Below are 12,715 nucleotides of genomic sequence, written 5' to 3'. Positions count from 1 at the left end.
CTTCCCCCGGCGCGTCGCGGGGGGCCATATCCCAATGGGAGTGCCACCCCTGCGGGGGTGGCGGCTCGATGGCGGCGGCGGCGGCGGCCTAGAACTCGCGGACGAGCGACACCGAGCGGTTGACGGCCCGGAAACCGAGGTGCTCGTAGAGGCCCACGGCACCGGTCGGGCTCTCCGAGTCGACGTCGAGCACCGCCCGGTCCAGACCGCGCTCGCGGTAGACGCCGAGCGCGTGCACGAGGAGCGCCTGCGCGATCCCCCGACCCCGGAAGGTCCGCCGCACCCCGACGTACTCGACGTAGCCGTGCGAGAAGCCCACCTGCTCCCACTCCTCCTCGTTGACCGTCGTCAGGACGAACGCGACGATCTCGTCGGTCGCCCGGTCGACCGCGAGCCACGACAGGTCGGGCCGCGCGATCGGGAGGCCCATCAGGTCGGCCCAGGTGTCGGCCGGGATCGGCTGCGACCCCCAGTGGTCGCGGAAGACGTCGTTGCGGGCCTCCCGGATCCGCTCCGACCACTCGTCGGTGACCGGCACCACTCGCACCGCGTCGTCGAGGGGCACCACCGGGAGCGGCTCCGCCAGGTCGCGGGAGAGCTCCAGCCACCAGCGCTTGAACTCGAACCCTCGCTTCGAGAACAACGCCAGGGCACCTTCGGCCCGCTCGTCCGCGAAGGACAGGATCCAGCCGGGCAGCGTCTTCTCGGACGTCGCGAGCTGCTGCAGGGCGCGCTGCTCCTGCCAGGCGAGGAGCTGCTCCCCGATCCCCTCCCGGCGTCGCGCAGGATGCACGGCCCCGTCCAGTACGCTTCGGACGAGAGTGCTCTGCGACGAGAGCAGGACCACGCTGCCGTAGGCGACGATCTCGCCCTGGGCATCCTGCGCGAGGGCCGCGTCTCGGACGAGGTCGATCTCGGAGCGCTCCAGGTCGCGCTCGATCTCCTCCAGCGTGACGATGTAGGCCGGGTGGTCGATCCGGCCGGATGCCCGGCGCAGGGCGTGCACGGCGACGGCGTCCTCCCGGACCATCGGCCGCCACGTCACGTCCCCGCGGGCGTCGGGGAGGTCGACCCGCTCGGGGGCGGTGACACGGCTCCGGAGGGGCGGGAGGGGCGAGGCGGTCTGATCCGTCATGCCCCCATCCTGCCGGACCGCCCGCGGACGCGGGAAGGCCCCGCCACGCGATGCGCGACGGGGCCTTCCTGGTGCAGGGCTCCTGCTTAGTTGTACGTTCCCGGCGTGAAGTCGTCGCTGGAGAACGAGTCGAAGTCGACGAAGCTGAGGTCGGCCTCGTTGAACGACGCGTCGTCCGTGAACACCCGGTTCGGGTACCGCTCGGCCTTGGCCTCGTCGGTCGCCTCGACGGACACGTCGCGGTAGCGGCTGAGACCGGTACCGGCCGGGATCAGCTTTCCGATGATGACGTTCTCCTTGAGGCCCATCAGCGGGTCGCTCTTGCCCTCCATGGCGGCCTGCGTGAGGACACGCGTGGTCTCCTGGAAGGACGCGGCGGACAGCCACGACTCGGTCGCGAGCGACGCCTTGGTGATTCCGAGGACTTCCTGACGAGCCGAAGCCGTCTTCTTGCCCTCGGTCAGGGCGGCGCGGTTGATCTCGTTGTAGCGCATCCGGTCGACGAGCTCACCCGGCAGCAGGTCGGTGTCGGCGTGGTCGACGACGGTGACCTTGCGGAGCATCTGACGGACGATGACCTCGATGTGCTTGTCGTGGATCGGCACACCCTGCGAACGGTAGACGTCCTGGACGCCACCGACGAGGTGCTGCTGCACCGCACGGACGCCCTTGACTCGCAGGACCTCCTTGGGGTCGACCGCACCGGCGATGATCTGCTGCCCGAGCTCGACGTGCTGGCCATCCTCGATGAGGAGGGTGGAGCGCTTCAGGACGGGGTAGATCACCGGCTCGTCGCCGTTGTCGGGGGTGAGGATCACGCGGCGGGCACGGTCGGTGTCCTCGATCGTGACGCGACCCGCGGAGTCGGCGATCGGGGACGCACCCTTGGGGGTGCGGGCCTCGAACAGCTCCGTGACGCGGGGCAGACCCTGCGTGATGTCGTCGGCCGAAGCCGAACCACCGGTGTGGAAGGTACGCATGGTCAGCTGCGTGCCGGGCTCGCCGATCGACTGGGCCGCGATGATGCCGACGGCCTCTCCGATGTCGACGAGGTTGCCGGTGGCGAGCGAACGGCCGTAGCACTTCGCGCAGACCCCGACGGCCGACTCGCAGGTCAGGACCGAGCGCACCTTGATGGACTCGACGCCGGCTGCGACGAGCTCGTCGATCAGCACGTCTCCGACGTCGGCGCCGGCCTCGGCCACGACGGTGCCCTTGGGGTCGACGGCCTCGGCCGCGAGGGTGCGGGCGTAGACGGTGTTCTCGACGGTCGCGTCGCGGACCAGGGTGCCGTCGGCGCCGGGGGCGGCGATCGGCAGCTCGAGGCCACGGGTGGTCCCGCAGTCGTCCTCACGGATGATGACGTCCTGCGACACGTCGACGAGACGACGGGTCAGGTAGCCGGAGTCGGCCGTACGGAGAGCCGTGTCGGCCAGACCCTTGCGGGCACCGTGCGTCGCGATGAAGTACTCGGCCACCGACAGGCCCTCGCGGTACGAGGAGATGATCGGTCGAGGGATGATGTCACCCTTCGGGTTGTTCACCAGACCGCGCATCCCCGCGATGTTGCGGACCTGCAGCCAGTTACCACGAGCACCCGACGTCACCATGCGGTTGATGGTGTTGTTCTTCGGGAAGTTCTCGCGCATGGCGGCGGCGACCTCGTTGGTGGCCTCCGTCCAGATCTTGATCAGGTCGGCGCGTCGTTCCGCGTCGGAGATCAGACCCTTGTCGAACTCGCCCTGGACGCTTGCGGCCTGCTTCTCGTAGCCCGCCACGATCTCCGGCTTGCGCGGAGGCGTCAGGATGTCGGAGAGGGCCACGGTCACACCGGAGCGCGAGGCCCAGTAGAAGCCGGCGTCCTTGATGTTGTCGAGGGCCGCGGCGACGGCGACCTTGGGGTAGCGCTCGGCGAGGTCGTTGACGATCGTCGAGAGCACGCCCTTGTCGGTCACCTCCTGCACGAAGGGGTAGTCGTCCGGCAGCGTCTCGTTGAAGATGGCGCGCCCGAGCGTCGTCTCGACGAGGGTGGTGTCACCCTCGTCGTAGCCGGCGGGAGCCTCGCCCGCGGCGAACGTGAGACCGGGGATCCGGATCTTCACGACCGCGTTGAGGTCGAGGGTGCCCTGGTCCTTCGCGAGGATCGCCTCGGCGACGGAGGAGAACGCGCGGCCTTCGCCGGTGGCTCCCTCGTTGACCGTGGTGAGGTGGTGCAGACCGATGATCATGTCCTGTGCGGGCAGGGTCACCGGACGACCGTCGGACGGCTTCAGGATGTTGTTCGACGCCAGCATCAGGATGCGGGCCTCGGCCTGGGCCTCGACGCTCAGCGGGAGGTGGACGGCCATCTGGTCGCCGTCGAAGTCCGCGTTGAAGGCGGCGCAGACGAGCGGGTGCAGCTGGATGGCCTTGCCCTCGACGAGGAGCGGCTCGAACGCCTGGATGCCCAGACGGTGGAGCGTCGGTGCGCGGTTCAGCAGAACGGGGCGCTCGCGGATGATCTCCTCGAGGACGTCCCAGACCTGCGGGCGCGACCGCTCGACCATGCGCTTGGCGCTCTTGATGTTCTGAGCGTGGCTGAGATCGATGAGGCGCTTGATGACGAACGGCTTGAACAGCTCGAGGGCCATCTGCTTGGGCAGACCGCACTGGTGCAGCTTCAGCGTCGGGCCGACGATGATGACCGAACGGCCCGAGTAGTCAACTCGCTTGCCGAGCAGGTTCTGGCGGAAACGACCCTGCTTTCCCTTGAGCATGTCGCTCAGGGACTTCAGGGCGCGGTTGCCGGTACCGGTGACGGGGCGACCGCGACGACCGTTGTCGAAGAGGGCGTCCACCGCCTCCTGCAGCATGCGCTTCTCGTTGTTGACGATGATCTCGGGGGCACCGAGGTCGAGCAGGCGGCGGAGACGGTTGTTGCGGTTGATGACACGACGGTAGAGGTCGTTCAGGTCGGAGGTCGCGAAACGGCCACCGTCGAGCTGCACCATCGGGCGGAGCTCCGGCGGGATGACCGGGACGACCTCGAGGACCATCGCGGCCGGCGAGTTGCCGGTCGAGAGGAACGACGACACCACGCGCAGGCGCTTGATGGCACGGATCTTCTTCTGACCCTTGCCGTTGGCGATCTGGTCGTGCAGGACCTCGGCCTCGGCCTCCAGGTCGAACGACTGCAGGCGCTTCTGGATCGCCTCGGCGCCCATGTGGGCCTCGAAGTAGATGCCGAAGCGGTCCTGGAGCTCGTGGAAGACGGCGTCCTCCGGCTTGAGGTCGCCGACCTTGAGGGTGCGGAAGTCCTCCCAGACGCGCTCGAGGCGGTTGATGTCCTCGTCGAACGCCTTGCGGGTCTGCGACATCTCCTTCTCGGCGCCGTCCTTCGCGCGACGCTTCTGGTCGCTCTTGGCGCCTTCCGCCTCCAGGGCGGCGAGGTCGTCCTCGAGCTTCTTCAGACGGTCGGCGATGCGGCTGTCGCGCTGCGACTCGAGCTGCTTGATCTCGAGGCGGAGCTCGTTCTCGAGGCCGGGCATGTCGGCGTGACGGCCCTCCTCGTCGATCGAGATGACCATGTACGCGGCGAAGTAGATGACCTTCTCCAGGTCTTTCGGCGCCATGTCGAGCAGGTAGCCGAGACGCGACGGGACACCCTTGAAGTACCAGATGTGCGTGACGGGTGCGGCGAGCTCGATGTGGCCCATGCGCTCGCGACGGACGGAGGACTTGGTGACCTCCACGCCGCAGCGCTCGCAGACGATGCCTTTGAAGCGGACTCGCTTGTACTTGCCGCAGGCGCACTCCCAGTCGCGGGACGGTCCGAAGATCTGCTCTCCGAAGAGGCCGTCCTTCTCGGGCTTCAGCGTGCGGTAGTTGATGGTCTCCGGCTTCTTGACCTCACCGTGCGACCAGGCGCGGATGTTCTCGGCCGTAGCGAGGCCGATCCGCAGCTCATCGAAAGTTGTTGCTTCGAGCAATGTGTAATCCCTTTTTCGAAAAGTGGCTTCGTTTTTCCGGATATCGGAGGGTGAGGCTTAGATCTCGTCGACGGACGACGACTCGAAGCGGGAGGAGATGTTGATGCCGAGCTCTTCCGCGGCGCGGAACACTTCGTCGTCGTTGTCGCGCAGGCTGACCGTGGAACCGTCGGCCGAGAGGACCTCGACGTTCAGGCACAGCGACTGCATCTCCTTGATGAGGACCTTGAAGCTCTCGGGGATGCCGGGCTCCTGGATGTTCTCGCCCTTGACGATCGCCTCGTACACCTTGACGCGGCCGAGGATGTCGTCGGACTTGATGGTCAGGAGCTCCTGGAGCGCGTACGCGGCTCCGTAGGCCTCGAGGGCCCAGACCTCCATCTCACCGAAGCGCTGTCCACCGAACTGCGCCTTACCACCCAGCGGCTGCTGCGTGATCATGGAGTAGGGGCCGGTCGAACGGGCGTGGATCTTGTCGTCGACCAGGTGGTGGAGCTTCAGGATGTACATGTAGCCGACCGAGACGGGCTCCGGGAACGGCTCGCCGGAGCGGCCGTCGAAGAGCTGCGTCTTGCCGGACGAGCCGATGAGACGGTCGCCGTCGCGGGTCACCAGGGTGGAGTCGAGGAGTCCGGCGATCTCGTCCTCGGACGCACCGTCGAAGACCGGGGTCGCGACCTTGGTGCCGGCAGGAGCCGAGAGGGCCTCCTTGGGCAGGTTCGCCGCCCACTCCTGGATGCCGTCGACGTTCCAGCCCTGCTTGGCGATCCACCCGAGGTGGATCTCGAGCACCTGGCCGAAGTTCATCCGACCGGGCACGCCCAGCGGGTTGAGGACGATGTCGACGGGGGTTCCGTCGGCGAGGAACGGCATGTCCTCGACGGGGAGGATCGTCGAGATGACGCCCTTGTTGCCGTGACGACCGGCGAGCTTGTCACCCGCGGTGATCTTGCGCTTCTGGGCGATGAACACGACCACGCGCTGGTTGACGCCCGAGCCGAGCTCGTCGTCGCCGTCCTGCGAGTCGAACACCTTGACGCCGATGATCGTGCCCTGCTCGCCGTGAGGCACCTTCAGGGACGTGTCGCGGACCTCGCGGCTCTTCTCGTTGAAGATCGCGCGGAGCAGACGCTCCTCGGCGCTCAGCTCGGTCTCGCCCTTCGGCGTGACCTTGCCGACGAGGATGTCGCCGGGGCGGACCTCGGCTCCGATGCGGATGATGCCGCGCTCGTCGAGGTCGGCCAGCAGGTCGGGGCTGACGTTGGGGAGATCGCGGGTGATCTCCTCCTTGCCGAGCTTCGTGTCGCGGGCGTCGACCTCGTACTCCTCGATGTGGATCGAGGAGAGCGTGTCGTCCTTCACCAGGTTCTGGCTCAGGATCATGGCGTCTTCGTAGTTGTAGCCCTCCCACGGCATGAACGCCACGAGGAGGTTCTTGCCGAGCGCGAGCTCGCCGTTCTCGGTCGCGGGCCCGTCGGCCAGGACCTCGCCGACCTCGACGCGCTGACCGGCGTCGACGATCACGCGGTGGTTGTACGACGCGCCCTGGTTGGAGCGGTCGAACTTGCGGAGGTAGTACTCCTGCGTGCCGCCCTCGTCGAGCTGCACGGTGACGACGTCGGCGGAGACCTCGAGGACCACGCCGGCCTTGTCGGCCGTGACCACGTCGCCGGCGTCGATGGCGGTGTAGCCCTCCATGCCGGTGCCGACGAGCGGCGACTCGCTGCGGACCAGCGGGACGGCCTGGCGCTGCATGTTCGCACCCATGAGGGCGCGGTTCGCGTCGTCGTGCTCGAGGAACGGGATGAGCGACGTCGCGACGGAGACCATCTGGCGCGGCGAGACGTCCATGTAGTCGACCTCGTCCTTGCCGACGAGCTCGACCTCCCCGCCCTTCTTGCGGACGAGGACCTTGTCCTCCGCGAACGCGAAGTCGTCGGTCAGCGGCGCGTTGGCCTGGGCGACGACGTAGTCGTCCTCCTCGGAGGCGGTGAGGTAGTCGATCTGCGTCGAGACCTTGCCGTCGGCGACGCGACGGTAGGGGGTCTCGATGAAACCGAAGGAGTTGATGCGCGCGAACGACGCGAGCGAGCCGATCAGGCCGATGTTCGGGCCTTCGGGGGTCTCGATCGGGCACATGCGGCCGTAGTGCGACGGGTGGACGTCGCGGACCTCGACGCCGGCGCGCTCGCGGCTCAGACCACCGGGGCCGAGGGCCGAGAGGCGACGCTTGTGCGTCAGACCCGACAGCGGGTTGTTCTGGTCCATGAACTGCGAGAGCTGCGAGGTCCCGAAGAACTCCTTGATCGCGGCGACGACGGGGCGCACGTTGATCAGGGTCTGCGGGGTGATCGCCTCGATGTCCTGCGTGGTCATGCGCTCGCGGACGACGCGCTCCATGCGGGACAGGCCGGTGCGGACCTGGTTCTGGATGAGCTCGCCGACGGCGCGGATCCGGCGGTTGCCGAAGTGGTCGATGTCGTCGACGTCGAGGCGCAGCTCGACCGGGTTGCCGTCGCGGACGCCCGCGATGGTCTTCTGCTCGGCGTGCAGCGACACGAGGTACTTGATCGTCGCGACGATGTCGTCGACCGTCAGGACCGAGTCGGTCAGCGGGGCGTCCATGCCCAGCTTGCGGTTGATCTTGTAGCGACCCACCTTCGCCAGGTCGTAGCGCTTCGGGTTGAAGTAGAAGTTGTCGAGGAGCGCGCGCGCGGCCTCGGCGGCGACCTGCTCGCCCGGTCGGAGCTTGCGGTAGATGTCCTTCAGCGCCTCCTCCTTGGTGAGGATGGCGTCCTTCTCGAGGGTGGCCTCGATCGAGGCGAAGCCCTTGAACTGCTCCATGATGTCTTCGCTCGTCAGGCCGAGGGCCTTGAGGAAGACGGTGACGCTCTGCTTGCGCTTGCGGTCGATGCGGACGCCGACCTGGTCGCGCTTGTCGATCTCGAACTCGAGCCAGGCACCGCGGCTCGGGATGATGCGCGACGAGTAGACGTCTTTGTCGGAGGTCTTCTCGGGGGTGCGGTCGAAGTAGACGCCCGGCGAGCGGACGAGCTGCGAGACGACGACGCGCTCGGTGCCGTTGATGATGAACGTGCCGCGCTCGGTCATGAGCGGGAAGTCGCCCATGAACACCGTCTGGGTCTTGATCTCACCCGTGAGGTGGTTCATGAACTCGGCGTTGACGTAGAGGGGAGCCGCGTAGGTCTTGCCGCGCTCCTTGCACTCGTCGATGGAGTACTTGGGGTCTTCGAGCTCGGGAGCCGTGAAGGAGAGCTGCATGGTCTCGCCGAGGTCTTCGATCGGGGAGATCTCCTCGAAGATCTCCTCCAGACCGGAGTTCACGGCGAGGTCGGTGCGACCCTGGGCCTGGCCCTCGGCGAGACGTGTCTTCCACACGTCGTTGCCGACCAGCCAGTCGAAGCTCTCCGTCTGCAGCGCCAGGAGGTCGGGGACCGTCAGCGTGTCGGTGATCTTCGCGAACGAGAGCCGCGATGCGGACCGCCCGTTCTTCGGTGAGTTGGTGTGTGCGTTGGGCGCAGCAGCCAAGGAATTTACCTCCGTGGACCCCGTCGGGTCGTCACTGTTGGACAGTATTGAGTGTGGTGAATCTCAAACTCGCCTGGTGCCGGGAAGCCGAGGCTTCAGACGAGACACCACCTCGCCGTCGATGCCTGTGGGACACCGCTGCGAGGAGCTTCCGACGACCGCAATATGACGACAGGGAGCAAGGGGAGCGCAAAGGTCCATTATAGGCGGGTGCGACACACCCTGTCCAGTGGGTCGTTGACCTTTCTGCGGACCTCCGGTATAAGTCACGGCGATCCTGCAGGATTCCCACCCCGCCCGGCTCGCTGCACCCTCGTGCTCGGACGCAGCACCCCGCCTAGGACCACCGCCGCAGCCGAGCGCGAGGGTTTAGCGGGGGGGGTCAGAGGCCCAGGGCTAGGCGCACGCCCAGGGCGATCATCACGACGGCGATCAGCGCGTCGAGCACGCGCCAGGCCGAAGGGCGGGCGAAGACCGGCCGGAGCAGGCGCGCACCGAACCCGAGCGACGCGAACCAGACGCAGCTCGCCAGGAACGCGCCTCCTGTCCACCACCAGCGCTCTCCGGCGCCCTGCTGGTTCGCGACGGAGCCGAGGAAGAGCACCGTGTCGAGGTAGACGTGCGGGTTGAGCCAGGTGAGGGCGAGAGCCGTCGTGACGGCGACGCGCAGGCCGGTGCGGCGCTCCGACTCCGTCGCGACGAGGACCCCGGGCCGGATCGCGCGCCGCGCGGCGAACAGCCCGTAGACGAGGAGGAAGCCCGCGCCGACGATGCGGACCACGACGAGCGCGACCGGCGCCGCCTCGACCACGGCACCGATACCGAGCACGCCCAGCAGGATGAGGAGTCCGTCGGAGAGCGCGCAGATGGCGACGACGGGCGCGATCACGCGGTTGCGGCCCTCGATCCCGAGGCGCAGCACGAAGGCGTTCTGCGCGCCGATCGCGACGATCAGCGAGAGGCCGGTGAGGAACCCGAAGAGGGCGGGCAGGAGCGTCGTGGCCACCGGGGCGGTCAGCGCGCCGAGACGGTCTTCTCGGCCCCCCAGAGGATGACGCGCTTCGGCAGGAGCCGTGTCCCCAGCCGGGCGACGAGCGCGTTCGACGCTCCGTCGACGACGCTCGGGCGGCCCTTGGCCAGGGCGCGCTTCGTCGTCGTCACGAGCTGGGCCGTGGTGCGCTTCGAGGAGGCGAAGTCCTCCCCCGCGATGTCGAAGAACGCGGTGTCGGTGGGGCCGGGGCACAGGGCGAGGACGCGGACGCCCGTGCGCCGCGTCTCCTGCCAGAGGGCCTCCGTGAACGACAGGACGTACGCCTTCGTCGCCCCGTACACGGCCATCTGCGGGAGCGGCTGGAACGCGCCGTTGCTCGCGACGTTGACGATCGTGCCGCGACCGCGCGAGATCATCGCGGGGAGGAAGCGCGTCGACAGCTCGGTGAGGGCGACGCAGTTGAGCTGGATCTCGGCGGCCAACTTCGCCGGGTCGGCCTCGGCCACGAGTCCGTGGGTGCCGAACCCGGCGTTGTTGAGAAGGAAGTCGATCTCGAGGCCCCTCGTGGCGCATTCGGCGACGAGCTCCTCGGCGGCGTCGGGACGCCCGAGGTCTCGCACCAGCACGGTCACCGTGGAGCGCGTGGCCCGGCGGATCGAGGCGGCGAGCTCCTCGAGCTTGTTCTCGCTGCGGGCGACGAGGACGAGGTCGAGGCCGTCCTCGGCGAGACGTCGGGCGAACTCGGCGCCGATCCCCGTGGAGGCGCCGGTGATGAGAGCGGTGGTCGTCATGCTCGGATCGTACCGGTCGGGCCGCCCGCCGACGGCGTCGCCGGGGGGAGATCGTGCGAGGCTTGGGGCATGAGCGACGACACCGTGCCCGAGATCACGATCGGCGCCGGCCAGGCCCGCATCGACGTCGACCGCTACAGCCCCGGATCGTTCACCCTCGTCGTCGACGGCACCCCGCAGTCGCACGTCGACCTGGAGGACCCGACGCACCTGGCGTTCGAGTACATCCGCCGGATCGGCCACGCCATCGACCTCCTGCCCGCGGGCCCGATCACGGCCCTCCACCTCGGCGCGGGCGCCCTCACGCTCCCCCGCTACGTCGAGGCGACGCGGTCGGGCTCCCGGCAGCAGGTGATCGAGCTCGAGCAGGACCTCGTCGATCTGGTCCGCCGCGAGCTCCCGCTGCCGCGCGGCGCCTCGATCCGCATCCGCTACGGCGATGCCCGCGAGGTGATGCTGAAGCTGCCGAAGGGGCTGCACGGCACGGTCGACCTCCTCGTCGTCGACGTGTTCGGCGGGTCGCAGATCCCCGCGCACGTGACGTCGCTCGAGTTCTACACGGCCGCGGCCGTGTTCCTGTCGCCGGGCGGGATCCTCGTGGTCAACTCGGCCGACGGCGCGGGTCTCGCGTTCGCCCGGGGCCAGGCCTCCACGGTGGGAGCCGTCTTCGAGCACGTGGCCGCTGTCGCGGATCCTGCGACCCTGAAGGGGCGTCGATTCGGCAACGTCGTGCTCGTCGCGTCGCACCGGCCGCTGCCCACGGACGTCATGCCGCGCGTCTACTCGTCCGACCCGCTTCCCGCGAAGGTGGTGTCGGGGCGGGAACTGCGCGACTTCACCGCGGGCGCGCCCATCGTGACCGACGCGACGGCCGTCCCGTCGCCGGAGCCGTCGCGCAGCGTGTTCGGGAGCGGCCGCTAGGCCTTGTCGGCAGCGCCGTCGGGCCGGGCGCCGTCGGGCCGAGCGCGCTCGGGGGCCGCAGGAGTCGCGGGCTCGGGCGTCGACAGCAGGTCGCGGATCCGCGCCTCGGCGTCGTCTCCGGCCGCCGCGGCCTCGGCCTCGGCGTTGGCCTCGATGACGGCGCGCACGACCTCTTCGCGCTGGACCTTGATGCCGCGCGGGGCGTCGATGCCGACGCGGATCCCGTCGCCGCGGGAGTCGAGGATGGTGAGGACGATGTCGTCACCGATGAGGATCCTCTCCCCGACCTTGCGCGTAAGCACCAGCATCGACCCAGACTAACGGGCCGCGGGCCACGGCGCGGCGTTTCGGCGCGTCCCGACCCGATCCCGCGGAGGCGGGAGGGCTCAGGCGTCGCGCCAGCCCACGGGGAGGCCGAGCGACTCGACCGTCTCCGGCGTGGAGGTCGTCGCGCTGCCCTGGACGACGAGGCCGTCGGCGTCGATGGCCGTGGACGCCGCGCGGAGCCACCGCTCGGTGTCGGCGTGCTTCCGGCCGGCGTCGACGGCGATCCAGATCTGGTCGGCGGCGAGCGCGCGGACCGTCTCGGCCGCCCCGCCGTCCCAGCCGACGGCGACGAGGGTCGCGCGATCGAGCTCGACCCCGGAGGCGCGCGCTTCGAGGGCTCCTCGGCGGTCGGCGACGGCGACGTGGCGGCCGTCGGCCGCGGATCCTGCAACCCGGACGGCCGCTCGGGCCCGCGTCGAGCCCTCGGCGATCGTCTGCACGAGAGCGACGACGTCGGGGCGCTCCCCGAGGACCACGACGAGATCGCCCGGTCCGTCGAGGAGCGCGGGGGCGATGCGGGCCGAGGCCGCGGCGGAGGACGCGGAGGCGGAGGGGACGGGGGTCGCGGCGGCGGGTGCGGGAGCGCCGACGACCGGCTCGGGGACGACCCCGTTGAAGGCCAGGTCGTCCATCAGGTCGGCGAAGGCGCCCGACCGCGTCGACACGACGGGCTCGGGCGGGGTCTCCTCCTGCGCGAACGCCTCCTCGGCGTCCTCCGCGTCGGCGAGGAGCGCGGCGAGGCCGACGCGCTGAGCGGGCGAGGGCTCGAAGGCGCGCTGGGCCGGGGGCGGAGCGGCTGCGGCCCGGGCATCCTGCGAGCCGGGTCGGGCGGCCCGCCGACCGCGCTCGGGAAGCTCGACCGTGGCCTCGACGAAGGTGCGCGAGAAGAGCCCGGCGATGCCGCCGGAGGTCACGCGTTCCGCCGAGACGATGCGCGCGCGGGGGCCGTGCTCGACGCGCACCTGGGTGGCGAGGGCGTCGAGCGTCTTGCCCTTCATGACGATGCGCGTCGGAGTCATTCGGCAATCCTCCG

General features: G+C 69.3%; 8 protein-coding genes. 1 reads left to right on the top strand and 7 read right to left on the bottom strand.

The features are described 5' to 3' along the window. Positions 1-88 precede the first annotated feature (88 nt). The 5 genes from AS850_RS01370 to AS850_RS01350 form a co-directional block, all read right to left on the bottom strand. Positions 89-1,135: a GNAT family N-acetyltransferase gene (locus AS850_RS01370; RefSeq protein WP_119867503.1), complete on the bottom strand. Its 1,047-nt coding sequence runs from the start codon at positions 1,133-1,135 to the stop codon at positions 89-91. An 86-nt stretch (positions 1,136-1,221) separates the two neighbouring features. Continuing rightward, positions 1,222-5,103 (bottom strand): DNA-directed RNA polymerase subunit beta', encoded by a 3,882-nt coding sequence (locus tag AS850_RS01365; protein WP_119867502.1) that lies wholly within the window; start codon positions 5,101-5,103, stop codon positions 1,222-1,224. Positions 5,104-5,160: 57 nt separating this feature from the next. Then, positions 5,161-8,652, bottom strand: a complete 3,492-nt coding sequence (gene rpoB, locus AS850_RS01360) for a DNA-directed RNA polymerase subunit beta (protein ID WP_119867501.1) — start codon at positions 8,650-8,652, stop codon at positions 5,161-5,163. A gap of 382 nt (positions 8,653-9,034) precedes the next feature. Further along, the gene (locus AS850_RS01355) at positions 9,035-9,658 is read right to left on the bottom strand and encodes a LysE/ArgO family amino acid transporter (protein ID WP_119867500.1); all 624 of its coding nucleotides are present in this window, start codon (positions 9,656-9,658) and stop codon (positions 9,035-9,037) included. A gap of 8 nt (positions 9,659-9,666) precedes the next feature. Beyond that, the gene (locus AS850_RS01350; RefSeq protein ID WP_119867499.1) at positions 9,667-10,434 is read right to left on the bottom strand and encodes an SDR family NAD(P)-dependent oxidoreductase; all 768 of its coding nucleotides are present in this window, start codon (positions 10,432-10,434) and stop codon (positions 9,667-9,669) included. 69 nt (positions 10,435-10,503) lie between these two features. Between AS850_RS01350 and AS850_RS01345 the strand changes: the two genes are divergently transcribed. Further along, positions 10,504-11,355, top strand: coding sequence for a spermidine synthase (locus AS850_RS01345; protein WP_119867498.1), 852 nt, complete (start codon positions 10,504-10,506; stop codon positions 11,353-11,355). On the opposite strand, the gene AS850_RS01340 is transcribed toward AS850_RS01345, so the two are convergent. Together AS850_RS01340 and AS850_RS01335 are read right to left on the bottom strand one after the other, a co-directional pair. Further along, positions 11,352-11,663, bottom strand: coding sequence for a carbon storage regulator (locus AS850_RS01340; RefSeq protein ID WP_119867497.1), 312 nt, complete (start codon positions 11,661-11,663; stop codon positions 11,352-11,354). The genes AS850_RS01345 and AS850_RS01340 overlap by 4 nt on opposite strands. Before the next feature lie 78 nt (positions 11,664-11,741). Then, complete coding sequence (locus tag AS850_RS01335; protein ID WP_119867496.1) at positions 11,742-12,701, bottom strand: hypothetical protein; 960 nt, start codon at positions 12,699-12,701, stop codon at positions 11,742-11,744. Positions 12,702-12,715: the final 14 nt, after the last annotated feature.

Origin of the sequence: Frondihabitans sp. 762G35 (assembly GCF_002074055.1) — a bacterium.
In the GTDB taxonomy this organism is placed as follows: Bacteria; Actinomycetota; Actinomycetes; order Actinomycetales; family Microbacteriaceae; genus Frondihabitans.
Note: the sequence above shows the minus strand (reverse complement) of the source record. Positions and strands in the feature narration are given on the sequence as shown.